Below are 26,212 nucleotides of genomic sequence, written 5' to 3'. Positions count from 1 at the left end.
CGTGGGCTCGGGACGGTTCTAACCGATGCTTGTAGCGCTAAGTCGTTGTCCTGTTTGACAAAAGCGTCCAGGTCCCTATCTTCAACACTAGTGGAACAGCGCTCCCCGGCCCCTGTCGACCACTGACCAAAGTAACCCTCGGTTCCGTAAGGAGTAGGAATGTCCAAGTACCTGTTGGCCGCCGCGTCGGTGCTGTTGCTGGCCGCTTGCGGTGAGAAGAAGGCTGAAGAAGTACCGGCAGTCGACACCGCCGCCGTCGTTGCCCCGGCCCCTTCGCTGGATGCCGTCGACAGCACGACCGACACGACGGTCGCGCGTGACACCGCCGCGGCGGAGACGCCGCAGTAAACGTCGCGTCACGAGTGTTCGAGAGCCCCGGCCGCGTTTCTGGTGCCGGGGCTCATTGTTTTCCGGCGGTCAGGCCAAGCTTTGCGGCGGGATGAACCACGGCCCGGGTTCCAGCCCTGCGACGCGAACCGTCACGCCCGCCAAGTCCAGGGTAGTCCCAGGCTCCACCTCCCTGCGGACCTTGGCAAGCCCGATGGCGTGGTCAGGACCGAGTTCGATCAGCGTGCCGATGCGAGCCACAGGCTTGCCGTCCCGCTCGATGGGATCGGTCAGCCCTGAGCGGTCGCCGGTGACTTCCAGGCCCCGCAGCAGCCAGTTTGCATGTCCTCGGAAATGGAGGCGGGCCACCGTTTCCTGCCCGACGTAGCACCCTTTGGTATACGAGATACCGCCAATGCCGTCGAAATCGACTTCTTGAGGCAGGGTCCGGTCGTCGATCTCCACGCCCAGTGTTGGAAACCCGGCAAGGACTCGCGCGGTACGGAGATCGCCCATCTCACCCAGCGCGCCGGTACCCCCGAGAATGGCGTCTGCATCGGGCAGCACTGCGGACGGACCGAGCACGAGGTAGCGGAAGCCGGCCCGGCTGGACGGTGGTGCTCCAACGACGATCTCTCCCGAACCAACGGGTAGCCGGTGGGCCCGCCCCGGCTCTGGGTGCGGGCTGTCTGCGAGACTCACCCATGGATCGGTCCGTTCGCCCAGCAGCCATCGGGCAGCCCAGCTCTCGGTCAGGTCGGTCACCTTGGCAAGCCGGGGTGGAAGCTGGCGCCGAAACAGGTCGAGCGAGGCTTGCTGCGCCGAGAGATCGGTAGCGAAGAGGAAGCCATCGGCCAGCCGAATGACCCAGTAGTCGACCACGATCATACCCTTGGGGGTGAGCAGCGCGCCGTAGAGCATCGTGTCCACGCCGGGCTTGCTGACGTCGTTGGTCAAAAGGCCCTGCAGGCATTGCTCTGCTCCGGGTCCGGCAATCCGGAAGATGGCGAGCCGGTCGGGAATCCGGAGCGGATCATTTCGCAGGCGAGCGAGTTGGGTCAGAGAGCGAGGAACGCGATCCATCATTCGTTGCCGTTTGAGGACGCCGTGGCCGGGTCATCGTAAAAGCCAGCCGCGCGATACGACCAGTCGAGCAGTTCGACCGGATGGACGGCGGCAATGTCGAGGTTGGCGGCCCGCAGTCCGGCGCCGATCTGCATCAGACAACCGGGGTTGCCCGTGGCGATGAAGGCCGGTCGGGGCGACGCATCCCGGATGGCAGCAATCTTGTCGTCGAGCACCTGGCGGGACATCTCGGGATTGAGCACGCCGTAGATCCCGGCGCTGCCGCAGCAGCGATCGGCGCCGGGCAGCACGCGGACGGTCAGGTCAGGAATGGCCTGCAGCATGGCAAGCGGCTCCTTGTGGATTCGCTGCGCATGCTGCAGGTGACACGGGGCGTCATAGCACACCTCGAGCGGGAGCGAGGCGCCGCGTCGGGGCCCGGCATCGGCCAGCAACTCTGTCACGTCTCGGACGGAGCGCCCAAACCGCTCGGCGTCCCCGCTGCCGAGCAGGTGGCCCGCATCTTTGAGCAGGGCTCCGCAGCCGGCGCTGTTGACGACGACGGCATCGGCCTGGCCCAGGAACGCGCGCACATTGCGGGCGGCCAGCGCCCTGGCACCGGCCGCATCGCCGGCGTGGTCGTGCAGGGCGCCACAGCAGCCCTGGTCGGCGATCTCGACGACCCGGTATCCGTTGGCTTCCAGTGTTCGGCAGGTTGCCGCGTGGACGTGGTCGAAGAGGCCGTCCATGACACAACCACGGAAGATCGCGACGGTGCCCCGGGGGGCGGGCCCCGGGAGCCGTGACCGCATCGAACGGGCGGCTGGACGACGATCCTCGGTGGCCTCTACCATCCCGGCCAGGAACCCTAATCGGCCGGATCCGGCCCATCGGGAGGCCAGTCCGCTGGCCCGGAAGACCCGAGCCCCTGCCATAGCCAGACGCCAGGACCAGGGTCGCCGAAAGACGCCCAGGACGGCCCGCGCGGCGGGGCGGAGGCCGCGGTGCGCAACCAGGCGTTCCCGGGCAGCCTCGAGCCCGCGGCCGTACCCAACGCCAGCCGGGCAGGCGGGTTCACAGCCCCGGCAGCCGAGGCAGGCATCGAGGTGCTGACCGAGGGCGGGGTCGTCGGGGGGAATCTCGCCGCGCTCCAGAGCGCGCATCAGGAGGATGCGGCCGCGCGGGCTGTCGCTCTCGTCGCCCGTCGCGAGATAGGTCGGGCAGGCGGGCAGACAGAATCCGCAATGAACGCACGGATCGAGCGCGCTGAAGCCGCCGCGGTCGTCAGCCATCGCGCTGTCCTTCGAGTGGGGCGGCCAGGATGTTGCTCGGGTCGAAGACGGCGCGAAGCCGGTTCGTCAGGGCGCCGACTCCTTCCCGAAAAGCGCCGAAGTGGCCGATCGTCTGGCGGACACTCCAGGGGGCGCGCTCGATCGTGAGCGGCACCTCCTGCTCGGCAAGCGATCGTCGGAAGTCGAGCAGGTCTGGGATCGATGCATTGCCGGCCCAGCGAAAGCCTCCTCCCCCAACGCCCAGGCTCATCCGTCCTGCTCCCAGCTGCAGTTCGACGGCGTCGGCCAGAGCGGGCAACGACGGCGGCAAGGCGCCGGCACGGAGCGAGATCGGGCCTTCGAGGAAGGCCTGAGCCAGCGCGGTCGCTATGCCGGCGTCGCTCTCCGGCAGGGGGCGCAGCACTGGCGCCAGTGCTGCGGTGCGGGCCAGCTCCGCATCGACGCCGGCCTCGGTTCCGGCGAGTTCCACGAGCAGCATCCAATCGGTTCGGTTGGTTACGCCGGGCGAGAGCAACTCGATCGAGGTCGCGTCGATCGAGGCATCGACCAGCGCTCGGCCGGTGTGAAAGAGCGCATCGAGCTGCCCGGTCGCTGTCAGCAGCAGCCGGGCGGCCGGCAGTGTCCGGAGGCGAAGATTGACGTCGGCAATGACGCCGAACGCGCCGAAGCCACCGACTTGAAGTTTGGTCAGGTCATAGCCGGCCACATTCTTTACGACGGAACCGCCGGCCCGAACGACTCGACCGTCGCCCGTGACGACCGTGGTACCGAGCACGTGGTCTCGCACGGTGCCGAAGCGGTAGCGGGCTGGACCGGATGTGGCGGTGGCGAGGACCGAGCCGATCGACCGTTCCGGCGCGCCGGGCGGGTCGAGCGCCAGCCAGGCACGGTGCGTGGCAAGCGCATGGGCCAGCGCGCCGATTCCGACACCTGCTTGCACCGTGGCCACCAGATCGGCGGAGGCCACCGAGGTGATTCGATCGAGCCGCCGAGTCGTGACTGCCAGGTCGGCCGGTGCATCGGCCGGCATCCAGGTTCCTCGGCCCTCGATCCGGACTCGCCAGCGATGCTCGTTGGCAACGCCGAGTGCAGTGGCCAGTGCGTCCGTCGACGCGGGCGCCACTCGCGGCAGGCCGGACGGATCGAGCGTGACGGCGTCTCCCAGTTGCGCAGCGAGGGTGCGGTGGATGGCGTGGCTCATTCGACCCATCCGGCGCGCCACTCGCGGCAGCTGTGGATCGGCACGACCTTGCCGGGGTTGGCTCGACCCGAGGGGTCGAAGGCCTTCCGGGTGGCGCACATGGTGGCGAGGCTCGTCTCGTCGAAGATCAGCGGCATGTAGTCGATCTTGTCGGAGCCGACACCGTGCTCGCCCGTGATGCTGCCGCCGGCCGCGACGCACGCCTCCATGATCTCGCGGCCGGCCTGGATCGCGCGATCTCGCAGGTCGGGGTCGCGCTGATCGTAGCAGATGACCGGGTGCAGATTGCCGTCGCCGGCGTGGAAGACGTTGGTAATCAGCAGACGATGCCGCTGGCCGATGGCCGTGATGGTGTCGAGGACGGCGGGCAGGGTCGAGCGCGGCACCACCGCATCCTGCACCACCAGGTCAGCGGTGATTCTGCCCAGGGCTCCGAATGCTTTCTTGCGACCCTGCCAGAGCTTGGCCCGGCTTTCGGGGGTTTCGGCCGACCGGATCGACCTGGCCTTGAACTGCCGCAGGATAGCCTCGACCAGCGGCGCCTCGGCATCGACGGATGCGCGGGTACCGTCGAGCTCGACCAGCAGGACAGCCTCGGCGTCGGTGGGGTAGCCCGCGGCGTAGATCGAGTTCTCTACGGCCACTACGCAGGCTCGGTCCAGCAGTTCGAGCGCGGCAGGGACCACCCCGGATGCGACGATGGCGCTGACCGCTTCGCTCGCACCCCGGACCGAGTCGAAGGCGGACAGCAAGGTGCGCACCGCCGCCGGGGTCGGTTCCAGTCGAGTGGTGATTTCGAGTGCGACACCGAACATGCCTTCCGAGCCGACGAAGAGCCCGACCAGATCCGGGCCCCACGCCTCGCCCTGACGGCTGCCCAGCCGGGCGATGGACCCATCGGCAAGGACCACCTCGATTTCCACGATGTGGTTGGTGGTGGTGCCGTACTTGAGGCAGTGGGGTCCCCCGGCGTTCTCCGCCACGTTGCCCCCGATCGTGCAGGCGGCCTGACTCGACGGATCCGGCGCGTAGTACAACCCGTACGGGGCCGCGGCCTCCGACAGCCTCGCGTTGACGACGCCAGGTTCGATGACCGCGCGTCGCGACACAGGATCGATCGAAAGGATCCGGTTGAGGCGGGTCAGCGGAATCAGAACCGTGGTGTTGTCGGCCAGAGCGCCGCCCGAGAGACCGGTTCCCGCGCCACGCACCACCCAGGGCACGTTTCGCTCGGCCAGGAGCCGGATGATCGCGATGACTTCGGCGCGCGAGCCCGGCAGCACGGCGAGCGCGGGAAGGGAGGCATGGGTCGGCAGCCCGTCCGTTTCGTAGGTACGCCGCTCCGCATTGGCGGTCTTGACCCAGCGCGGGCCAACGATGGCGGCGAGCGCATCGCGAAGGTCAGCCGGCAGGCTCATACGGGGTGCTTGCCCTTGCCGTTGAGCTTGGCGCCGCGGTGGGTCGCCGCGCGTGCTTCCACATCGACCAGCTGGGCCGGTAGCGCCTCGAGCAACCGCTCGACTCGTTCACGAGGCGAGCGGAGCGTGAGAAAGTGCTGCTTGGTCGGGAAATCCCACTCTGTCAGCGACGCGATCTGAAACGTGAGGGTCCCCGGATCGACCGCGAGGTCGGCGTCGGCATCTGTCTCAGACATCGTGCTCAGGGCGACAACATACCGCTCACCCAGCGCCAGCAAGCGGGCGGTATCGGCAGGTGACACCGGCAACTCGTCGAGGTCATCGAGGGGAGTGACGTCGCCGATCAAGTAAGGTCGATCAGCCGCCGCCACGGCCGTCAGCGAGACCCGTTCCTCGCCCGACACGGCGATGTTCGATCGGCCATCCGCGAGGGCCTGGACCGCCCGGATCCGGGCGATGGTTCCCACAGTTCCCGACGCCGGCGCCTCGTCGTCATTGCCCGGGGGCAGCAACACGAAACGCTGATTGCCCTCGGCGCAGTCGGCGATCATGGCCCGGTAGCGCGGCTCGAAAATGTGGAGTGGCAGCAGGGCCCCCGGGAAGAGGACGACCGGCAGCGGAAAGAGCGGAAACCTGGCCATGCCCGCAATGTAGACGGAGCCGAAGAGAAAACGGGAGCGCCATGGCGCTCCCGCGGTTCCATCGGGGTTCAGGCTGCCGGCTGGTCAGGCCATCTCTGCCGGCGGGAAACGAAGACAGCGGACTTCCGGCGAGTTGCGAAGTTTCTCGAAGGCGCGCTCGCGGATCTGGCGAACCCGCTCGCGCGTAACGCCCAGCATCGAGCCGATGCCTTCCAGCGTGAGCGACTCGGAACCCTCATCCAGGCCATAGTAGAGGGCCAGGATGCGCCGCTCCCGCGGAGTCAGATAGGTCTCGAAGAGCTTGGCCAGAAACTCACGCTGCAGCCCGGTGTCGACGAAATCCTCGATCTCGCCGCCGGCGGCGCCGGTGACGCGCTCGCCAAAGGTGGCTGACCCTGATTCGCTACGTTCGACCGGTGCATCGAGTGACATCTCGACCGTCGAAACCAGTCGCGCCGACCGGATGGTGTCGACTGATTCGCCCAGGACCTGGGCGGTTTCGGCGTCCGTGGGCGAGCGACCCAGCTCCTGCGACAGCAGGCTTTCCACTTTGGCCATTCGGAGCAGGGCGGCATTCTGATTGAGCGGGATGCGGACGGTGCGGGTCTGTTCTGCCAGGGCCTTGAGCACGCACTGGCGGACCCACCAGACGGCATAGCTGATGAACTTTACGCCGTGGGCAGGGTCGAACTTCTTGACCGCCTTGAGCAAGCCCTCGTTGCCAATGGCGACGAGCTCGCCCAGGTCGAGGCCGTGTCCCTGGAATCGTTTCACGTACGAGATCACGAACCGCAGGTTGGCGGTCACCAGTCGGTCCATGGCGTCGACGTCACCCTTCTGGGCGCGTTTGGCCAGCCGAATCTCCTCTTTGGGATCGGTGATCATCGGCAACTTGCGGATGTCCAGCAGGTACTGGTCGAAGGAACTACCAGCGGAAGACCGGCTAAGCGAGCGCGGCCGGCGATCGCGGTACGTGCGCATACAACCTCGGCTGGGAGACGGTCGGCTGCTTTGAGGCTCGGCGATGCGAGCTCGTGACGACGGCGATTTGGTTCAGGAAAACCGGCATTCAATCTAGGAATCGGCCGGTGGAGCAGTCAATAGCGTTAGGCTGTCAACATGACGATTCGTTAGGCAGTCAACGACTTGCGGTTTTCATCGACATGACGGCAAAAGCCGGAATCCACAATTCCGGGGACTATCTCCGTAATCGATTGAAGGATAAGGGGTTACGCCTTGCTCGTGCCTGGCCCCGATTTGTGGATAACCTCAGGCCTGGTAGAGTGTACGAGCCCTGCCTAACGATTGCCTAACGCTGTCGTCCGACACGGCTGTGGTCCATGCACCGCTCAGCGATGCCAGCAGGCCCGGCGCGCGCGGGAGCGCAAAGCGGAGGGCATGATCGCGGACCTTTTTGTCATGGTGCATGGCCTCGAGCAAGGCGTCGTCGTCGCTCGCGGGCGGCAGTGTCAGGGGCAAGCCGAGTGCAGTGAGGCGGCTCCGAAGCAGGTCAGCGGTTCCGGGCGGCGCGAGCCCCAGATCCTCCGCCAGCACGGTTTCCACATGAAGGCCGATGCCAACCGCATCGCCGTGTGGAATACGGTACCCTGACCAGCGCTCCAGCGCGTGTCCCACGGTGTGCCCGGCGTTGAGGATGGCCCGCCGTCCTTCCTCCTTTTCGTCGGCCCCGACGACCTCGCTTTTGATCGTCACGCTGGTGGTGACCAGGCGGGTGACCGCGACAGGGTCGCGCGCCAGCAAGGTGCGGGTCGAGTCGGCAATCCAATCGTAGTATGCGGCATCGGCAATGACCCCATGCTTGATTGCCTCCATCAGGCCGCCCCGGACATGGGCCGACCGGAGCGATCGGATGGCCAGCGGGTCGACGGCGACCGCAGCCGGGGGATGAAACGCGCCGACCAGGTTCTTCCCGTGCTTGGTATTGAGGCCGGTTTTGCCGCCGACCGAGGCATCGACCATGGCCAGGAGCGAGGTGGGGACCTGGAGGAACGGGATTCCGCGCAGGTACGTGGCGGCCACGAACCCGGTCAGGTCACCGACGACGCCCCCTCCGACCGCAACCAGCGCTCCCTGACGGGTCAGACCGAGTTCCAGGAGCTGGTCGGTCAGGTCGGCCCAGCGCCGGCGGGTCTTGGAACTCTCGCCGGGCGGCACAACCAGGAACGGGCACTTGAGGGTTGGGGGAACAGCGCGCGCGACATTGCGGTCGGTTATCGCGACGAGGCGCCGTCCCGGCAGCACTTCCTCTGCAAGCGAATCGAGGTCGTCGAGCAGGCCGGGGCGGATGATGACGGGATACTCTCCGAGACCGTGGCGGACCAGGATTCGTGGGCCGGCTACCATGTAATGTCGCCGCGGCCCTCGCGGGCGTTGGCGAGCCGGGCCCAGGTAAACAGCAGGTCGCTCAGCCGATTGAGATAGCCGACGAACAGGGTGGGAATCTCCTCGTCCGCCGCCAGGGCTACGACGTGTCGTTCAGCGCGGCGGCAGACCGTTCGCGCCACGTGGAGGTGAGCGGCTTTGAGGGTGCCTCCCGGCAGGACGAAAGCCCGGAGCGCCGGGAGCTGTTCGTCGGCGGCGTCGATCAGACGCTCAAGTTCCTCGATGCGGGCCTCGCTGAGCTCGGCTTTGGCCAGCGCGGCCCGGACTTTCTCCGGCTCCGGGGTGGCCAGGTGGCCGCCGATGGAGAACAGGTCGCGCTGGATCCGCTCCAACTCGGTGTCGAACAGATCCGGCCCGGTGGCGCGGACCAGGCCAAGGACGGAGTTGAGCTCGTCGACGTCGCCATAGGCCGCCACGCGAGGGTGTGACTTTGGGACCCGCCCTCCGCCGAAGAGCCCGGTGGTCCCTTTGTCGCCTGTTCGGGTATAGATCTTCACGCCGTCCTTCGCTTCCATGGGAACGGGGGAAGTATAGTCCGCCCCTTCATCGTTTGACGTTGCAGCGGCTCTGCGCACCGATGTCGCTGACGACGCTGTCGATGGCGCGAATCATGGTCTGCCCGCCCAGAATGTGATTCATGGCCTGAACGCTGAAGATCCGGCAGTGGGGTTCCCCCAGGGTGGTGCCCCCGATGTATCCCGAGAGGCTGTTGACCTGGGCAATACTGCCCGTCTTGGCCCAGACCCGTTCCGCGACCGGCGTCGCGAGGAATCGGTTGCGGAGGGACCCTACCGACCCGCTTTGCGGCATCCCGGCGGCAAAGGCGGCGTACTGCGGTTGCCGCTGCATGAACGCCAGTAGCCGCGCAAAGGTCAGCGGTGAGACGCTGTTCTGGGCCGAGAGGCCGGAACCGTCCTGAATCGAAAACTGGGTCGAGTCGGCGCCGACCACGTCGATCAGAAAGCGGCGTTCGACCCGCAGTCCCGCCTGCCACGAACCTTCCGATTCGAATCGTTTGCCCAGCAGCTTGAGCAGCATTTCGGCCACCCAGTTCTGACTGACATTGAGAACCGGGAAGACCCAGTCGCGAATCGGGCGGGATACGATCTCGGCGACCGGTTGCCCTCGACGAGCTGCTTGCGTGGCGAGCGGGTCGGTGGTGCCGGAGACGCCGCCGAGCACTACGATGCCGGAGTCGGCGAGCACCTGGTGCAGCGCCAGGGCGGTGAAGCGGTTCGGGTCGGGGGCCGCGAGGGTATTGCGTCGTTCGCGCTCGCTTGCCCGGATGGTGCCTGTGACGACGGCGGTCACGCCATCGGGCCCGCGGGCCCAGTCGATCTCGGTTCGTTCCGAGTCGGGAACTGTGATCAGGCGGTTCTCGACGGTCAGGGCGCCGAGATCGGGCCAGAGTGCAATCGAGGCCAGGGCGCCGGGCGTCGGCCCGGGGCGGATGGTGGCCTGGATGGTATTCTCGTTGAAGCCGAGTCCGGAGACGGGCGCACCGTAGCCCCAGACCAGGTCACCGATTTCCCAGGTCGGGTGGTAGGTGATCGGTTCGAAGAAACTGCCATCACCGATGACCTGCCCGCTCACCTGCCGGACGCCGACGCGCTTCAACGCAGTGGCAATGGGGCGGAGCGGGGCGAACGGATCGGTCAGGCACGCCCCCGCGGCCAGGGTATCCACGGCGTAGCAACGACGGGCCCAGGTCGCATCGCCGTTGCCGTAGAGGATCAGGTTACCCCGCAGCGTACCCTGCTCGACCGGCCCGTCGAGATAGACCGGGGTTCTGACCGTGGTGTCGGGGCCGAGCAGCATCGTCGCGGCCCCGGTCACGATCAGCTTGGTGTTGCTCGCTGGCGTGAAGAGCCGCTCGGCGTTGTGGCCGAACAGCAGTCGGCCTCGCTCGTCGAGGACGGCAACGCCCCAGTGGTGGCGATCGAACGGAGCCTGGTTGAGTCGATGGGTCAGGCTCTTCGTCAGCGACTGCGAGCTGGCCAGACCTGGCGCCAGCAAGGTGATGAGAATCGCTGTCCGGATCGACGCGGAGGAAAGTGTCATGTACCTAGTCAGTCGTTTTGGGGTGCATGCGCGGAAGTCAGACGGCCGAGCCGCCATGCGTCAGGCCGGTGGAATCTCAGCACAGCATGGCGTAACGTCAACAGTAGACTAGATTTAGCGAGTGCGGTCATGCTCGGCTTGGAACCGGTTTCGGCCCGCATTTGGCGGGGCCATGTTGCGGATTTTGGCAGTTCCGGGTTTGCGCCGGATCGGCCGGGGTCTGGCGCTCGCCCTGGTGCTGGGATTTGCAGCGGTCGACCTCGATGCGCAGGATCAAGGATTGGTGATTCGGCATCTCGCGTTCAAGGGCAATCGATCGCTCGATGCGGTGACGCTCGAGGCCGCGATCGCCACGACCAATTCGAGTTTCTTTGTTCGCTACTCGATGGTCAGCTGGCTAGGCTTGGGCGAGCGCCGTCGTCTCAATGAGCGGGAACTGCGTGTCGACCTGGCTCGCTTGCGCCTGCTGTACCAGCTCAACGGGTTCATGGATGTGCAGATCGATACCTCGATCGTCCGCACGGAAACGGATGCGTACATCACCTTCCTGATCACGGAAGGTGAGCCGGTACGGGTTCGATCGCTGACGATCTCGGGACTGGACTCACTGCCGGATCGGCCCCGGATCGTACGCGATCTGCCGCTGCAGGTCGGGATGCCCTACGACCGGTATGTCCGGCTCGAGGCGACCGCCGACACGATCCAGAGTCGTCTCTGGGATCGTGGCTATCCATCGGCGACGGTGCTGCTTGGTCGGCGTGATCTCGATCGGGAGGCGCGAATCGTCGACATCGAGCTGGTGGCTGATCCCGGAGCGCCTGCGGTATTCGGCCCGATTCGGATCGAGGGTACCGAATCGGTCGATTCATCATTTGTCCGGTCGCTGCTTGCTGCGCGACCGGGGCGGACCTTTCGATACGCCGACATCTATCGCAGCCAGCTCAATCTCTATCAGTCGGGTCTCTTTCGCTTCGCGACGGTCGACATCGACACGACACGTTTTACCATGGGCGACCCGGCGGTTCCGCTTACGATTCAGGTTCAGGAGGGGCCCCATTTCCGGGTCCGGTCCGGGCTGGGTATTGCCACGAACGACTGCTTTCGTGCCAACGCCGGGTGGACTGCGCGCAACGTGGGCGGGCGCGGTCGGCAGCTCGATTTCAACGGCTCGGTGTCGAAGCTGGGTGTGGCGCTCGACCCGCTTGCTTCGACGGTCTGCAGCGGCCTGGAAGCCGATACCATCGGATCGAGCAGAGTCAACTACGCCCTCTCGGCGTCGATTCGTCGGCCCGCATTCCTCTCGCCGTCCAACGCGATTACGGGCACGGTATTCGGCGAGCGACGGTCGGAGTACCGGATCTACCTGCGCGACGAAATTGGCACCAGCGTCACGTTCACGCGGGAGAGTCAGCGGGGGGTGCCGTTCTCGCTCACCTATCGACTGGCCTACGGATCGACTCAGGCAACTGCCGTCAGCTTCTGCGCTTTCTTCCTGGCGTGCCGGCAGGATGACATTGCACAGCTCCGGGAGCGACGTCTGGCCGCATCCCTGATCGGCACGGTCAGTCGGCAGCGGGTCAACAACCCCCTCGATCCGACCCGGGGGTCCTTCTATAGTCTCGAGGCAACGGTCAGTTCCCCTCTGGTCGGGTCGAGCCGGTTGTCCGAGTTCACGCGGCTGGTCGGAGAGGCCTCCTGGTATACGCCCCTCGGTCGCGAAGTTGTGCTAGCGGCGCACGTCAAGGCGGGCGCCGCAGTGTCGCCGCGGCTTCGTCTCGGTGCCGGCGAGGGCAGTTTCATTCCGCCCGATCAGCGCTTCTATGCCGGAGGGGCCAATGACGTTCGGGGTTACGACCGGAACGAACTTGGCCCCGTGGTTTACGTCACCTCCGCAGGCAACCTGAATGAGGACGGATCCGTGATCGATGCCGACTCGGTGCAGGTGGCCCCGATCGGTGGAAACACGCTCGCGGTCGGCAACCTGGAGCTGCGTTTGCCATCGCCGTTGCTGGGCGGACGGTTGCGGTGGGCGCTGTTTGTCGATGCCGGTTCGGTCTGGGAGCGGGGCGGCTCGCTCGCGTCGGGGGCTGCCTTCCGGGTGACCCCGGGCATCGGGATTCGTTTCGGCACACCGCTGGGCCCGATGCGTGCCGACATCGCCTATACCAACGCTCCTTACGCAGCTGGTGGTCTCTATTCCCTGCTGGACGAAGAACTGACGCTGGTGCGGAGCGACTACCGAAAGCCCCGGACCGGCAAGTTCAACCTGCAGGTTTCGGTCGGGCAGGCCTTCTGATGCTCCGCAGCCTGGTGCGCACCGTCTTCGTGTTTGCCGTTTCGGTACTGGCGGCCGTGCTTGGCACGGGTGCGGCGCTCACGACGCTGGCGCCCGGCCGGGCCTTATTGGCGCGGGTGCTCACCGAGGAGTCGGCCCGGCTGGTCGAGGGTTCGATCCGGATCGGAGGGATTCGAGGCAACTTCCTGGGCGACCTGACTCTCGATTCGGTGGTGATCCGTGACACGGCTGGCGCACTGCTGGTCGATGCCTCCAAGATCGAGGTTGGTTACCGGCTCGGGGACTTTCTGGCTCGACGTTTCGTCTTTCGCGATGCCCGCGTCAGCGATGCCCGGCTCGAGATCGTCCAGCATCGTGGGGGGCGGCTCAACTACGAAGAGATATTCGGTCTCGGTTTGCCCTCGACCGACACCGTCAAGCGGACCAAGCCGCTGGTCCTGATCGAGGATCTGGCGCTCGATCGCGCTCACGTGACGATCCGGCTGCCCTGGAACCCCGATGGCCGGCTGCGGACCGCCGCTCAGAGAGACTCCGCGCTCGCCGCTGAGCGAGCCAAGCCGGGCCGCCGGATCGAGCTTGCGGAACGTCCCGGCAATGCGTTGATGATCGAGCGCACGTTGCGAGGGCTGACCGCACGCTTCCGGCTGCTGGCCATCTCGTCACCCGACAACGCGCCGTTCTCGATGGCCATCGATTCGCTGACGGCGTCGATCAGCGATCCGGAAATTACCGTTCGCGACCTCAAGGCTACCCTGACACAAGGCAGAGACAGTCTGCTCTTTGAGGTCGAGCGGGCCGCGCTGCCCAATACGATCGTGCGGGGCGGCGGCCGGATCGATTGGCCGCGCGATACCATCCTCTACAACTTCCGCCTCGAGGCGCCGACACTCGACCTGGTCGACCTGCGGTGGATCTCACCCAACTTCCCGGCGCTGCGCGGGCGGGGACAGGTGACGGCGACGTCACCGGCCGGGAGCCGTTCCGTGTACGACGTGCGGGATCTCGATGTCGCGGGTGACGGCAGCCGGGTCCGCGGCCGGATGGTGGCAATGGTGGACGTTTATCGGGGGCTCGGCTTCCGAGATCTGACGCTCGACCTTCAATCGCTCGACCTGGAGGCGGTGCGACCGTTCCTCGACACGCTCCCCCTGGCTGGTCGATTGTCCGGCCCGCTGCAGGCCACCGGTTTCTTCGATGCCATGACGATCAGCGCGGACTGGCTCTTTCAGGACAGCAGGGTGCCGGACGGGGGAAGCAACCGCCTCACCATCGAAGGCGAGCTGTCCATGGGAGGCGCCGAGGGCATGGTCTTTCAGCAGACGCGGATTCCGTATGCGGACCTCGATTTGCGGACCATTCGCCTGGTCACTCCGGCGGTTGCGCTCGACGGGCGCCTGCGTCTGGCGGGCAGCCTCGACGGCCCCTGGCAGAACGTTACCTATCAGGGGCGGGTCGAGCACGTGGACGGGACCAAACCGCGCAGCGTGCTCGGTGGCCGGGCGCGTCTGGATACTCGAACCGAGACGCTGGGGCTCGATGCGGACCTGACGGTCGACACCCTGGCCTTCGACGGCATCCGGGGCAGTTTCCCGACGCTGACCCTGCAGGGCATGGTGGCCGGCTCCCTCAGGATGCTGGGCTATCTCGACTCGCTCTGGGTCGAAGGTGGTCTGGCCGGCGGAATCGGTGCGTATCAGTTCATCGGGCGTACCAGCCTGGAGCCGCCGCGTTTCGGTGCGGATGGTCTCCGAGTCAGCTTCGACCGGGCCAACCTCGCGATGCTGACGCCGACCGGGCCGACCACCAGTCTGGCCGGACAGGCGGTGCTGACCGGCGTGATCGATTCGGCGGTGGCCCCGGACGCCGTGATCGATCTGGCGCTGCGTCGCAGCTCGGTGCGCAGCTTCATTCTCGACTCCGCTTGGGCTCGTCTCGCGATCCGTGACAGCCTCATCACGGTTGACACGGCTGGCGTGGTCTGGCCCGGTGGTGGTGCCTACCTGGCGGGTACCTTCGGTTGGTCCGAGCCGCATCGGGGCAGCCTCAAAGGCACGATTGCGGCGCTCAATCTCGCGCCGTTCGACAGTCTCGCGGCCGAACTGGCCGGTTTGCGTCGGAGCGATCTGATCGAGGAAGACCTGATGAGCGGTCGGGCTCGGGGAACGTTCTCGCTCGACGGCTCGCTCGAGGCTTGGAATGCTCTCGCCGAGATCCGTCTTGATTCCGCTGCCTGGCTGCGCAACCAGGTGCGGCTCGGGACCGTCAAGCTCGAAGCCGCGGGGGCGGCCCCGGACAGCCTGGTCTTCGGGCTCACCATCTCGGCCGACACGCTGGCGCATGGCAAGCTCCGTTTCGCCGACCTGGAGGCTGGGTTGCTGGGCACACCGGCCGACTTTGGCTGGAACATTCGCGGGGCGAGCGGAACGGCGGCCCGGGTTGCAGCGCGGGGACAGTGGCGGGTAGGGGCGGACAGCGTACGGATCCTGCAGGTCGATTCACTGGCCGTCGGACTGCTTGGCCGGCAGTGGCAGCTGCAGCGGTCAGCCCAGTTTACCGTCGACAGCGTGATGGAAGCCGATACCGTGCTGATTGCCACGGATGACGGCTCGGGTTCGATCCGAATGGAAGGTGTTCTACCGGGCCGAAGCGAAGGGCGGGTCCGATTGCAGGCATCCGGGATTTCGCTGCGTGACCTCTACGCCCTGGCCCAGCGTGACACGGCAGGGATCGGCGGCTCGCTCGGCGTCGACCTCCGCGCTGCGGGCACGCTCGAGTCGCCTACCTTCCGGGGGTCAGCTACGCTGACCGGACCGGTCGTGGGGCAGGTCAAAGCTCCGCTGGTGCGGGCCGTCTTCAACTATGACAGTCGCCTGCTGCAGAGCAATCTGAGTTTCTGGCGGACCGGGCGTCCGATTCTGGACGTCGACGCGCGGCTGCCTCTGGACCTTTCGATGGGTGACGTCACGCGCCGCCAGATTCCAGGTGAACTCGTCATCCGGGGTCAGGCAGACAGCGTCGACCTCGCGGTGATCGAAGCACTGACCCAGAATCTTCGAGGCGTGGTCGGTACGCTTGCGCTCGATGCGCAGGTTGAGGGTTCCTGGGAAGCTCCCCGTTTGAGCGGACAGGTAACCGTCGCAGACGCGGCCGTCTATGTTCCCGGGCTGGGCGTCAGTTACGGGCCGATGTTCGGGCGAATCCGTCTGGCAGGCGACTCGGTCATCGCGGACTCGGCCGTGATCCGCAGCGATATCGGTGAGGCCCGGATCGGGGGCGCCGTTCGGCTCGAGCGGCTGACCACGCCGGTACTCGGCCTCACGCTATCCGCCCGGGATTTCCTGCTGATCGACGTGCCCGAGTATCTGACCTTCCGGGCGACTGGTGACGTTGCGCTCGATGGGCCGTTGGTTCGGCCGGTCCTGAGTGGCAGCGTCCGCGCGACCAACAGTGTGGTCTACTTTGCCGACCTGTTGTCGAAGAACGTGATCAACCTCGAGGACCCGGCCAACCTCGATCTCGTCGACACGACGGCGCTTCGGGCCGAGGGTCTGGGAGCTCAGTTCCAGAGCCGTTTTCTCGACTCGCTCACGATTCGTGATTTGAACGTCCGGGTAGCCCAGGATGTCTGGCTTCGTTCGAGCGAAGCCAACGTACAGCTCGAAGGGCAGGTCTCCGTCAACAAGGAGCGTCGGCGCGCGGGCCGGAGCGAGTTTCGCGTCAGTGGCGAACTGACGGTTCCGCGCGGGACCTATACCTTCAAGCCCGGGCTTGGGGTAGCCCGGACGTTCACAGTCGAGCAGGGCACCGTCCGGTACTTCAACACGCCAGACATGAACGCCAGCCTCGATCTGACTGCTCGCTATGTGGTGCGAACGGTGTCATCGACGACGGCCGGGACCGCCGATTACCCGATCATTGCCCGGATTACGGGAACGCTGCTCGCGCCCAACCTGCAGCTGACGAGTGAGCCTGGTCGGCAGCAGTTTCCGGAGCGCGAGCTGGTATCGCTGCTCGTCTTTGGCACGGTATCGAGTGGTGTACGCGGCGCGTTCGATGATCAGGGTCGCGTCGTTGCGGCGCTGGCCAGCAAGGTCCTGACTTCGGAGCTCGAACGCTCGCTGATTTCTTCCAAAGATTCGCCCTTCGATCTGGTCGAGATCAGCCCGGGCTTTGCTCAGGGTAACACGGCGCTTGCCACGGGCGGCTCGGTGACGCGACTATCGCTCGGTCGGCAGCTGACCCGGCGCTTGTTCGCGACACTGAGCCTTGGGGGATGTGTGGTCGAGGGCCTCCAGGTCGAACTCAACCGGCGCTATCTTGGCGCCAGCCTCGAATATCGACTCCACCCGACGATGAAGGTCCAGGTCGCTGCGGAACCGGTGCAGTCTTGCCTGAGTCAGGTGGCGTCCAGCTTGATCCGGCCGAGTCGGTATCAGTTCGGCGCGGACATCAAATGGGATCGGGAGTACTAGTACGCGATGGCTCGAGCGTTGTTGATTGCCAATCCGGTGGCGGCGCGGACCAATCCGGACGTGGCCGACACGGTACGGCGTGTCTTTGAAGCGGCGGGGTGGTCGATCGACTTGCGTCAAACTTCCGTTGCCGAGGATACCCGACGGTTCGCCAAGGAGGCGGTTGCCGGCGGGGTCGACGTTGTGGCCGTCTTCGGCGGCGATGGCACCACGATGCAGGCGGCGTCGGCGCTGGTTGGTACGGACGTGGCGCTCGGGCTGGTTCCCGGCGGTACCGGAAACGTGCTGGCGGGCAACCTGAGGTTGCCGCTTGGCCCGGTTCAGGCTGCTGAGCTGATTCTCCGCGGGCGCCCCAGGCGGATCGATCTCGGCTTGCTGGAGAATGCGGTCGGACAGCGGTATTTCGGGGTCGCTTGCGGGGCCGGCGCCGATGCGCGGGTCATGGGCGGGACAGGGACAGAGGAGAAGCGCCGCCTGGGCATCGGCGGGTACTTCAACTCGTTGTTTCGCGTCATGCCCGAGATTCGCTCGCGCCAGTTTGCCGTAACGGTCGATGGACGAGTCATCGAACGCGATGCGGCACTGGTCATGGTACTCAATTGTGGCGAGGTGATTCCGCCCCTCGTTCGGGTCCACCGCGAGACGGCGCTCGACGACGGATTGTTCGACGTCCTGATCATCGATGCCGATACTCCGTGGGAAGCCGCGCGGAGCCTGGTTCGGGCGCTGGCCAATGTCGCCCTGGACGCCGGTGAGACGCCATACTTGACCTATGCGCGGGGCCGGCAGGTGCGGGTCGAGGCTCACCCCGCCGAACCGGCGCAGTTCGATGGTGATCTGTACGGTGAAACGCCCTTTACGGCGACGGTGGTGCCGGGGGCGATCCGGGTGCTGGTGTAGTCAGAGGGGAATGCGTCCGGTTGCCCGCCGTGGGGACGGGCAGTCGATTCGTTCGATCTTTTCAGGGACCTGACCATGACGGACTCGATCCTGCTGGTACATGACGATCCTGCCACGCTTCGTGCCATTGGCGCCCGTTTCGAGGAAGCGGGGCACGAGGTGGTGCGCGAGCTGTCGGTCGATGCAGCCCTCGGTGCGCTGCCACGCATTCGACCTGACGCCGTGCTGCTGGCTCTGTCGCTCGGCACCCCGGAGGCGATCCAGACGCTTGGCGCAGGGCAGGTTCCGGTCGTGCTCTTCGGTGATCAGCCCGGGTCGGAACGAGTGGCTCTCGGCATGCGCTCCGGCGCGACCATGGTGCTCGATGCCGCCGGCGATGCCGACGTGGTGCTGACCGCGGCTTCGCGTGCAGCCTTGCTGACCAAGGCTCGTCGGGTTGCATCGGCATTGCTGGCGCGAACCGCGTCGCCCCACGGACTCGATTCGCTGGGCACCTCGAGCGTCATGAAGCAATTCGTCCAGCAGGTCTCGCTGCTGGCGCAGAGTGACCGGACGACGCTTCTGCTCAACGGTGAAACCGGTGTCGGCAAGGCCTGGACCGCACGGATCATTCACGATCTCGGTCCCCGATCGGGTCAGCCGTTCCTCGAAGTCAACTGCACCGGCATGAATGCGACCTATCTCGAGTCGCTGCTCTTCGGGCACGAGCGTGGGGTCTTCGTCGAAGCAACCGAGCGTCGTCGCGGCCTGCTCGAGCTTGCCGACGGTGGGACGGTGCTGTTGCGGGAAATCGGCGACCTGCCCGAGGAAATCCAGCCCAAGCTGTTGCGAGTGTTGGAAACCCGCAGCTTCCGCCGCCTGGGTGGCACCGACGATATCAGCGTGGACACCCGCCTGATGGTCACGACCCGGCGCAATCTGTCGGAGGCCGTCGAGGCGGAGACCTTCCGCGAGGACCTCTTCTACCGGCTCAGTGTGATGCCCTTGGCCTTTCCGCCGGTTCGGGAGCGGAGTCAGGAAGACCGGCTTGGCCTGGTGGCGCTGCTGCATGCGGATCTCAGGACTCAGCTGCCCGATGGGCCCGAGTCGCTGGCTGTGGATGTTCACGAGCGGTTCCTCGCCTATCCGTGGCCGGGAAATCTTCGCGAGATGAAGAACGTGCTGGAGCGGGCCATGATGGTGGCCAAGGGACAGCCGGCGGTCAACGTCGAGCACCTTCCAGGGGAATTCCGGGCCCGATCGGGAATGGGCGACCGTCGTCATACACCGATGACCCTGGAGGCGCTCGAGCATCAGCACATCGACCGGACGTTGCGCTATCATGGTGGCAACCGGACCCGTGCCGCCAAGGAACTTGGTATTTCCCGGGCAACCCTGATCAACAAGGTCAAGTTGTACAACATCACGGAGTGACCCAGGTGGAAAGCCAGAAGAAACCGGTAACGGATGCCATGATCTGCCGAGCCTGCGGTCGGGAGGAACGCGCCTCGGAGGGGTATCCGTGCGAGCGCTGCGGAACGTTCGTCTGTTTGATTTGCACTTTTCAGGGTGTGACCGTCTGTCGTGCCTGCGCGGATGCCAGCCCGGACGCGACCTCGTGACGAAGCGCCTGGTGCTCTTTGACATCGACGGTACTCTGCTGCTCTCCGGCGGAGCGGGGCGGCGTGCGATTCTGGCTGCCCTGGCCGAGGAGACGTCGATCGGTGCGGCAGCGGTCGAGCACGTCCGCTTCGACGGCAAGACCGATCCGCAGATCGTGGTGGAGTTGCTCGAAGCCGGCGGCGATCGGCTCTCCCGCGACCACGACCGGATTGGTCGGGTGATCGACCGCTATCTGTTCCATCTCGAACGCGATCTGGCCGAAACGGCTCATCAGGCAACCGTCATGCCGGGGGTCCGCCCGCTGCTCGAAACGCTCCGCGGCGACACGCGCATCGTGCTTGGTTTACTCACCGGCAACGTGGCGCGTGGCGCTGCCATCAAGCTCAGGGCTGTGGAGATACCGCCGGAGGGCTTTGCGGTTGGCGCCTATGGTTGCGACCATGCGGTTCGGGCCGAGTTGCCGGCCATCGCTGCGCAGCGAGCACTGTCCCATTTTGGCAGGGTGCCCTCCGGGGCTGACGTGGTCATCATTGGTGACACCCCGGCTGATGTGACGTGCGGCAACGGCATCGGCGCCGTGTCCGTGGCTGTCGCAACCGGGAGTTACCGCCCGGAGGATCTCGCGGAAGCAGGGGCGCACCATGTGTTCGATGATCTGAGCGATACCGAACGAGTGGCCGCTGCCATCCTCGGAACGTCGGCGTGATCGAGCGCGAGCTCAAAGCTGTGGTCGCCGATCCTGAGCGGATCCGCGCAGTGCTCGAACGGTCGGGGGCGGTCCGCGGTTTTACCGGCTGGCTGGCCGATCGGCGCTATGATCGAGAGCGCGAGCTGACTGACCGCGGCGAGGTACTCCGGATTCGGACCTGCCGCAGCGCGACAGATGGGGCGGTCAGCAGTCAGCTCGGTTGGAAGGGTCCGGTTCGGGTCGAGGACGGCTACAAGCTGCGGGCCGAGCACGAATTGACGACGGACGACGTGGTCGAGGCGGAGTCGCTCGTCGCGGCCCTCGGCTACCGGGAGTGTCACGCCATCGATCGCTTCGTCGAGTACTACGAGGTGGCAGGCGCGGTTGTCAGGCTCGAGTGGTACCCGAGGATGGACGTTCTGGTCGAAGTCGAGGGCAGCGCCGCTGCGATCGAGGCCGCAGTTGAGTTACTCCGGTTGCCGCGGAGCGACTGCTCCCCCGATTCGCTGGCTGCTTTTGCGGAGCGGTATGCGGCTCGGACGGGGCACGCCGCCGCTGTGGCGCTTGCCGAGCTCGAGCCAGGTGAACGCCCGGTCTGGGATCGCGTGTGATGGCGACCGACGAGCTGCCCGAGATCGGGCCGTACCTGGGGCGCCTGGCGGACGCCACGCGCCAGTTCGAGGATCCGACGGTGGGTCTCGACCTGATTCGACTGGACCTCGTTTCGGAGCTGTTCGATCGGACCGCCGCCGCGCGAGACTTCCGTCTGGCGGGCGACGAGGCAGGGGCCCGGCTTGCGCTGGATCGGAACGTCTGGCTGGAGCTGTGGCGAACTGCGGCCGGTCGGGTTGCCGACGCGGTCATTGCTGCGGCAGGTGTACAGATGGAGCGGGCCGCGTATCAGTCGCGTTACCCGGCCCGGCGACTGGTGGCCTTGCTGCCAAGCGCCGAGGATCGGGCGGTACTGGCCGCGCGGCTGGATGCAGCGGGCATCGTGGTCGAAGAACGGGTCGCGCGCGGATTCAGCGCGGGAGATGGTTGGTGGGATGAAGTGCGCCAGGCGGCGGTTGCGCTCGAGGACGCCTGGGACGAGCTCGAGGCGCAAGTGCGTCGGGAGTTGGCGGTCTGGCAGAGCAGAGCTGCGCAGGTAGCCGAGTGGCGGCCGTCGCTCCGGCCCTGGATCGTTGCGCTTGCGGTCAGTGTTGCCGGAGCGATCTGGCTGGGTCTGGTCCTGGGCGGCTACCTGCCGCGGCCGATCTGGCTCGATCCGGTCCATCGCTGGTTCTGGAGTTTGCCATGGCGCTGATCGGTCTGGGCGTGGATGTGGTCGACATTGCACGTGCCGAAGCCATGCTCGCTGCGCATAGACGCCGCGTCCTGGATCGGCTCCTGACCAGTGCCGAGCTTGCCTACGTCCTGTCCATGCCGCATCCGCCCCGGCATCTGGCGGTTCGTCTGGCCGCCAAGGAAGCGGTCTACAAGGCGCTGCAGGCGTTGCCCAATGCGCGCGGCGTCGGCTGGCGTGAAATCGAAGTGATCCGGGCCCCATCGGGTCGACCGACCATTGCGCTGCATGGCCTCGCCAAGCAGGTTGTCGACGCTGAGGTCGGCGCGCGCATCCATGTGTCCCTGACCCACTCCGACCTGTCGGCCGTCGCGACCGCGATTCTCGAGTCCTGAGCGACCGCGGCCGCTCAGCGCGGTCGTGCGGTCAAATATGCTCCGGGCGCCGGATTGGGTGCGTTGGCATACCGGACCAGCAAGGCGACGCCGACGGCTGCCACCACCACGCTGGTCAGCTGCGCAACAGTGAAGACGCCAAGGAATCGGTCGTCCTTGGCTCGCAGGATTTCGACCAGGAATCGCTCGACGCCGGCAAAGGCCAGGTAGGCACCAAAGAGCCATCCCATCGGCCGATGGTTGAGCCGCCAGCGCCAGAGGATCATGAAGACCGCCAGCATGGCGAGCACCTCGTAGAGCTGGGTCGGGTGCACGGCAAGCACAGTCGACGGCGCGACGTCGGCGGGCACCTGGACCCCGAACATGCTGGACAGGTTCTGGGCCGTCGATGGTGGCAGACCCTGCGGGAACTTGACGCCGATCGGCAGGTCGGTCGGGCGCCCGTAGTCATCGCCCACGACGAAACAGCCCACCCGCCCGACCGCGTAGGCGGCGGCGAGGGCGGGCGCTACCAGGTTCATGGTCACCCGGATCGGCACCTGGCGGCGCCAGCCGTTCAGGATCACTGCCAGGACGCCACCGAGAAAGCCGCCGTACCAGACGAGCCCGCCCCGCGAGAACAGGGCGCCCGGATCCCCGGTCAGGGCGACGTACCACAGCTTGGCCCCGACGATGCCGCCGATCACTGCGGCGACGACGATGTCAGCGCCATACTCCTCGTTCCAGCCGCGACGCCGCAGTTCGAGCGAGACCAGCCAACCCCCGACGAGGAAGGCGAGCATCATCAGGATGCCGAAACCAGTGATTTCGAAGGTCCCGATCCTGAAGACCAGCGGATAGACGGTCGTCATGAGGTGACTGGTAAAGGGTGAGACGTGGATGTCGCCGCTTGCAAGCCAGGCAACGGCTGCCAGTCGAACGGCTCCAGGTCGAGTCCGCTGCGCTCGCCGCGAGCGAGCCGCCAGGCGCCAGCGGCCGCGATCATGGCCGCGTTGTCCGTATTGAGGCGCGGCGGGGCGACAATGACCCTGGCTTTGCCTGTCAAGCGCTCGGTCAGTCGCTCGGCGAGCGCCCGGTTGCAGGCCACGCCCCCGACGATCATGGTCTGCGGCCGTCCCAGGCTCAAGGTGGCATGCGCCGTTTTTTCCACCAGGACCTCGATCGCGGCATCCTGAAAACCGCGGGCGAGGTCGGCCCGATCGCGCACAGGGTCGTCGCTGGCCTGGACGGCGCGCAGGACGGCGGTTTTGAGCCCGCTGAACGAGAATGCATACGGCTTCCCGGCGGGATCGGCAATATCCTTGAGCATCGGACGCGGAAAGGTGTACCGGTCAGCGCGTCCGTCGCGCGCCAGCTTTTCCACGGCGGCGCCTGCTGGGTAGGGCAGACCCAGCATGGTGCCCACCTTGTCGAATGCCTCGCCGGCGGCGTCGTCGAGTGTCTGACCCAGCAGCCGGTAGTCACCCCAGGCGGGCACGTCGAGGAGCATGGTATGGCCGCCGCTGACGAGCAGGGCCACAAACGGAGGAGACAGCTCCGGCTCCGAGAGCCCCGGAGCGAACAGGTGGCCTTCGTGATGATGGACGCCGATGAGAGGCCTGCCGAGGCTCATCGCGAGGCCCTTGGCGTACATCACACCGACCAGCAGCGCACCGATCAGGCCGGGTCCGGCCGTGACCGCCACGGCCGAGACGTCGGACCAACCCAGCCCGGCCTCGTCGAGGGTGCGATGTACCACCAGATCGAGGGTGCGGACATGTTCTCGGCTGGCCAACTCGGGCACCACGCCGCCGAAGATCCGGTGAACGTCTTGAGATAGAATGACGAGGCTGCGAAGCGACGGCCGCCCGTCACGAGTCTCGATCAGGGCGGCCGATGTTTCGTCGCAACTCGTTTCGAGGCCGAGTACGTGCTCAGCCACCGGATGATCCCGCTGGTGTTGCCGGCGCAGGGGTCCCCAACTCGATACCCAGGAGCTCGGCCACCAGTCGACGATTGGCGTCGGAACTCCACGGGTGCTCACCAAGAACCTTCTTGACCACGACGCCTTCCCGATCGATCAGGAAACTTTCCGGGAACATGATGGTCTGGAAAGCCTTCTGGACCGAGCCATCGCCGTCGTGGAGAATGTCGAAGGTGAGGTCATACTCGTCGGCAAAGGAAAGGACACCCTTGAGATCACCCTCGTCGACGCTGACGGCGGCAATCCGGAAACCATGAGGGCCGAGCTCACGGTAGAGCTGCTCCATATCCGGCATTTCCTTGCGGCAGGGCAGGCACCAAGTGGCCCACAGGTTGACGAGGACAACCTGATTGCGGTACTGGTCGCGAAGAGAGAATGCCTCCTGGGTCCGGAGGTTCTGTGCCGTAAAATCGGGCGCCGCCCGCCCAACCTCGACGGTCAGATGCCGATTGCCGTACTTGGTCAGGCCCCAGGCGCCGGCCACGAGGCCAAGGACCACTGCCCCGACGAAGATCCACTGCTTCATACTTTCCAAAGTAAGGCCACCCCGTTCCGTGGTGTAGCCCGAGGCGTATCTTTGTCCGGGACGGGAGTTCGGCCTCGGCGGTCGAGGCCATCGGCAACATCAGGCGCAAATCCACTCCCCAAGTGGCTGGGGCGGCAGCGAAAGGACATCGCATGAAGATGGTGTTGAAGATCCTGGGCGTGGTTGTGGCGCTGGCACTTGTCGTTGTCCTGGGTGGCTACATCTGGGCGACCCGCACGGCCGGACAGATTCGCTCGGCCACCTACCAGGCCCACGTGGTCGATTTTCCGATTCCGGCGCCGCTGGATAGCGCTGCTGCGGCCGGCCTCGATCCGGCGGCGGCCGCGGACTCGGCGCTCGCCAGCGCGGTGGCCCGCGGCCGCCACCTCGTCAACTCCCGCTACGCCTGCATCGAATGCCACGGCGAGGATCTCGGTGGCGGAACCATGATCGATGCCTTTCCCATGGGGACCTTGCTCGGCCCCAATCTGACGTTGGGCTCGGGCAGTGTGACGGCCAGCTACACCGCACGAGAGTGGGATTGGGCCGTCCGGCACGGCATTCTCCCGGATGGTCGGCCCTCGATGATGCCATCGGAGGATTTTGCCCTGATGTCCGATCAGGAGCTGGGGGACATCATCTCTTACATCCGCTCCGTCCCGTCGGTCGATCGAACCATGCCTGCGCCGACGCTGGGTCCGATCGGCAAGATGCTGGTGGCAACGGGCCGGTTGCCGATGCCGGTGGCCCGGATCGAGGCGCACGACCAGCCCCACCTGCGGGTTCCGCCGCCGTCCGAGCCCACGGTCGCCTTTGGTGCTCACCTGGCAGCGACCTGCACCGGATGTCATGGGTCGAACCTGGCCGGCGGCCCGATTACGGCCGGCGACCCGAGCTGGCCGCCGGCTCGGAATCTGACGCCGGACCCATCCGGCCTCGCCTCCTGGGAGCACCAGGACTTCGTCCGCGCGATGCGAGAGGGCGTCCGCAAGGACGGCACCTCGATCCGGATGCCGATGACGCTGATCATGCGGTACGCTCAGGCCATGACCGATGTCGAGCTGGAAGCGCTCTGGGTCTACCTGCGTTCGCTGCCACCGGTGGCAACGTCGCCCTGAGGAGCGAGCGTTCCGCCTAACGTCGGAGGATGGTCAGGTATGCCTGCCAGGGGCCGACGGCCTCGGCGTACTGCTTCGCCATGACGCGGGCGATCTGGCCGAGATGGGCCAGATCGTGGACGACCCAGGTTGCCAGGAGCTGGTCAAGGGTAACTTCGCCAAACTCGGGATGCACGCCAGTTCGGGTCAGGTCCCTCGGATCGAGTCCAAGCCCGCGCAGTTCGACCAGGCTCTCCGCCCGCAGGGTGACAAACCGGTCCAGCAACTCCGGGAGGGCCCGACCCTGATTTCGGGTCAGGTGCCGAAACCGGTCGAACGGCGGGAACCGCCGATCGCCGGCGCCGTCCAGAATGACGCGGATGCGAGGCAGCCAGTTGGTCTCCTCGCTGTCGATCAGGTGACCGACTACGTCGAACGGGCTCCAGCTTTCGGGGCCTTCGTTGGCGCGGGTCCAGTCGTCGCCCAACTCGCCGAGGAGGGCGCGGAGTACTCGCGGCGTCCGCTCGAGGACGGCGATGCTCTGATCGAGATCGAACTGCATCGGATGGCTCCTGCTGAA

The 26,212-nt window shown here is 66.3% G+C and carries 23 protein-coding genes; 10 read left to right on the top strand and 13 right to left on the bottom strand.

Annotated elements, in window-relative coordinates:
- The first annotated feature begins 159 nt into the window (after window positions 1-159).
- Window positions 160-348: a hypothetical protein gene (locus KF785_07465; GenBank protein ID MBX3146598.1), complete on the top strand. Its 189-nt coding sequence runs from the start codon at window positions 160-162 to the stop codon at window positions 346-348.
- A 69-nt stretch (window positions 349-417) separates the two neighbouring features.
- On the opposite strand, the gene KF785_07460 is transcribed toward KF785_07465, so the two are convergent.
- The 9 genes from KF785_07460 to dacB form a co-directional block, all read right to left on the bottom strand.
- Window positions 418-1,413 carry a folate-binding protein YgfZ gene (locus KF785_07460; GenBank protein ID MBX3146597.1) on the bottom strand — a complete coding sequence of 332 codons (996 nt, stop codon included), beginning with the start codon at window positions 1,411-1,413 and terminating at the stop codon, window positions 418-420.
- On the bottom strand, window positions 1,410-2,684 hold the full coding sequence (locus tag KF785_07455) for a 4Fe-4S dicluster domain-containing protein (protein MBX3146596.1): 1,275 nt from the start codon (window positions 2,682-2,684) through the stop codon (window positions 1,410-1,412). The genes KF785_07460 and KF785_07455 overlap by 4 nt, the downstream gene beginning before the upstream one ends.
- On the bottom strand, window positions 2,677-3,885 hold the full coding sequence (locus KF785_07450; GenBank protein ID MBX3146595.1) for an FAD-binding oxidoreductase: 1,209 nt from the start codon (window positions 3,883-3,885) through the stop codon (window positions 2,677-2,679). Before KF785_07450 ends, KF785_07455 begins: the two co-directional genes overlap by 8 nt.
- On the bottom strand, window positions 3,882-5,303 hold the full coding sequence (locus KF785_07445; protein MBX3146594.1) for an FAD-binding protein: 1,422 nt from the start codon (window positions 5,301-5,303) through the stop codon (window positions 3,882-3,884). Before KF785_07445 ends, KF785_07450 begins: the two co-directional genes overlap by 4 nt.
- Window positions 5,300-5,944 (bottom strand): LON peptidase substrate-binding domain-containing protein, encoded by a 645-nt coding sequence (locus KF785_07440; GenBank protein ID MBX3146593.1) that lies wholly within the window; start codon window positions 5,942-5,944, stop codon window positions 5,300-5,302. Before KF785_07440 ends, KF785_07445 begins: the two co-directional genes overlap by 4 nt.
- Window positions 5,945-6,028: 84 nt before the next feature.
- Window positions 6,029-6,925 (bottom strand): RNA polymerase sigma factor RpoD/SigA, encoded by an 897-nt coding sequence (locus KF785_07435; protein MBX3146592.1) that lies wholly within the window; start codon window positions 6,923-6,925, stop codon window positions 6,029-6,031.
- Between the two features lie 288 nt (window positions 6,926-7,213).
- On the bottom strand, window positions 7,214-8,308 hold the full coding sequence (gene aroB / locus KF785_07430; protein ID MBX3146591.1) for a 3-dehydroquinate synthase: 1,095 nt from the start codon (window positions 8,306-8,308) through the stop codon (window positions 7,214-7,216).
- The gene (locus KF785_07425; GenBank protein ID MBX3146590.1) at window positions 8,302-8,844 is read right to left on the bottom strand and encodes a cob(I)yrinic acid a,c-diamide adenosyltransferase; all 543 of its coding nucleotides are present in this window, start codon (window positions 8,842-8,844) and stop codon (window positions 8,302-8,304) included. Before KF785_07425 ends, aroB begins: the two co-directional genes overlap by 7 nt.
- Before the next feature lie 46 nt (window positions 8,845-8,890).
- Window positions 8,891-10,408 (bottom strand): D-alanyl-D-alanine carboxypeptidase/D-alanyl-D-alanine-endopeptidase, encoded by a 1,518-nt coding sequence (dacB, locus tag KF785_07420; protein ID MBX3146589.1) that lies wholly within the window; start codon window positions 10,406-10,408, stop codon window positions 8,891-8,893.
- A 172-nt stretch (window positions 10,409-10,580) separates the two neighbouring features.
- Here dacB and KF785_07415 point away from each other — a divergent pair, with 172 nt between their 5' ends.
- The 8 genes from KF785_07415 (at window position 10,581) to acpS (ending at window position 22,046) form a co-directional block, all read left to right on the top strand.
- Entirely contained in the window at window positions 10,581-12,704 is a 2,124-nt protein-coding gene (locus tag KF785_07415; GenBank protein MBX3146588.1) for a BamA/TamA family outer membrane protein, read from the top strand.
- A complete protein-coding gene (locus tag KF785_07410) occupies window positions 12,704-17,176 on the top strand; it encodes a translocation/assembly module TamB (protein ID MBX3146587.1) in 4,473 nt (1,490 codons plus the stop codon). Before KF785_07415 ends, KF785_07410 begins: the two co-directional genes overlap by 1 nt.
- A 6-nt stretch (window positions 17,177-17,182) precedes the next feature.
- A complete protein-coding gene (locus KF785_07405; protein MBX3146586.1) occupies window positions 17,183-18,076 on the top strand; it encodes a diacylglycerol kinase family lipid kinase in 894 nt (297 codons plus the stop codon).
- Window positions 18,077-18,151: 75 nt separating this feature from the next.
- Complete coding sequence (locus KF785_07400) at window positions 18,152-19,489, top strand: sigma-54-dependent Fis family transcriptional regulator (protein MBX3146585.1); 1,338 nt, start codon at window positions 18,152-18,154, stop codon at window positions 19,487-19,489.
- 184 nt (window positions 19,490-19,673) lie between these two features.
- A complete protein-coding gene (locus KF785_07395) occupies window positions 19,674-20,384 on the top strand; it encodes an HAD hydrolase-like protein (GenBank protein ID MBX3146584.1) in 711 nt (236 codons plus the stop codon).
- Window positions 20,381-20,977, top strand: a complete 597-nt coding sequence (locus tag KF785_07390) for a hypothetical protein (GenBank protein MBX3146583.1) — start codon at window positions 20,381-20,383, stop codon at window positions 20,975-20,977. Before KF785_07395 ends, KF785_07390 begins: the two co-directional genes overlap by 4 nt.
- Window positions 20,977-21,672: a hypothetical protein gene (locus KF785_07385; protein ID MBX3146582.1), complete on the top strand. Its 696-nt coding sequence runs from the start codon at window positions 20,977-20,979 to the stop codon at window positions 21,670-21,672. Before KF785_07390 ends, KF785_07385 begins: the two co-directional genes overlap by 1 nt.
- Complete coding sequence (gene acpS / locus KF785_07380; GenBank protein ID MBX3146581.1) at window positions 21,663-22,046, top strand: holo-ACP synthase; 384 nt, start codon at window positions 21,663-21,665, stop codon at window positions 22,044-22,046. Before KF785_07385 ends, acpS begins: the two co-directional genes overlap by 10 nt.
- 14 nt (window positions 22,047-22,060) lie before the next feature.
- Here acpS and KF785_07375 read toward each other — a convergent pair whose 3' ends face one another.
- The 3 genes from KF785_07375 to KF785_07365 are packed head-to-tail and all read right to left on the bottom strand — an operon-like array spanning window position 22,061 to window position 24,535.
- Entirely contained in the window at window positions 22,061-22,897 is an 837-nt protein-coding gene (locus tag KF785_07375) for a prolipoprotein diacylglyceryl transferase (protein ID MBX3146580.1), read from the bottom strand.
- Window positions 22,894-23,967, bottom strand: a complete 1,074-nt coding sequence (gene tsaD / locus KF785_07370) for a tRNA (adenosine(37)-N6)-threonylcarbamoyltransferase complex transferase subunit TsaD (GenBank protein ID MBX3146579.1) — start codon at window positions 23,965-23,967, stop codon at window positions 22,894-22,896. Before tsaD ends, KF785_07375 begins: the two co-directional genes overlap by 4 nt.
- Window positions 23,960-24,535, bottom strand: a complete 576-nt coding sequence (locus KF785_07365; GenBank protein ID MBX3146578.1) for a TlpA family protein disulfide reductase — start codon at window positions 24,533-24,535, stop codon at window positions 23,960-23,962. The genes tsaD and KF785_07365 overlap by 8 nt, the downstream gene beginning before the upstream one ends.
- 152 nt (window positions 24,536-24,687) lie before the next feature.
- Here KF785_07365 and KF785_07360 point away from each other — a divergent pair, with 152 nt between their 5' ends.
- A complete protein-coding gene (locus KF785_07360; protein ID MBX3146577.1) occupies window positions 24,688-25,653 on the top strand; it encodes a c-type cytochrome in 966 nt (321 codons plus the stop codon).
- A 16-nt stretch (window positions 25,654-25,669) separates the two neighbouring features.
- On the opposite strand, the gene KF785_07355 is transcribed toward KF785_07360, so the two are convergent.
- Complete coding sequence (locus KF785_07355) at window positions 25,670-26,194, bottom strand: DinB family protein (protein MBX3146576.1); 525 nt, start codon at window positions 26,192-26,194, stop codon at window positions 25,670-25,672.
- Window positions 26,195-26,212 lie beyond the last annotated feature (18 nt).

Source organism: Gemmatimonadales bacterium, from assembly GCA_019637315.1.
Lineage (GTDB): Bacteria > Gemmatimonadota > Gemmatimonadetes > Gemmatimonadales > GWC2-71-9 > SHZU01.
The sequence above is the reverse complement of the archived record's forward strand: the minus strand, read 5'-3'. Positions and strand labels throughout refer to the sequence as shown.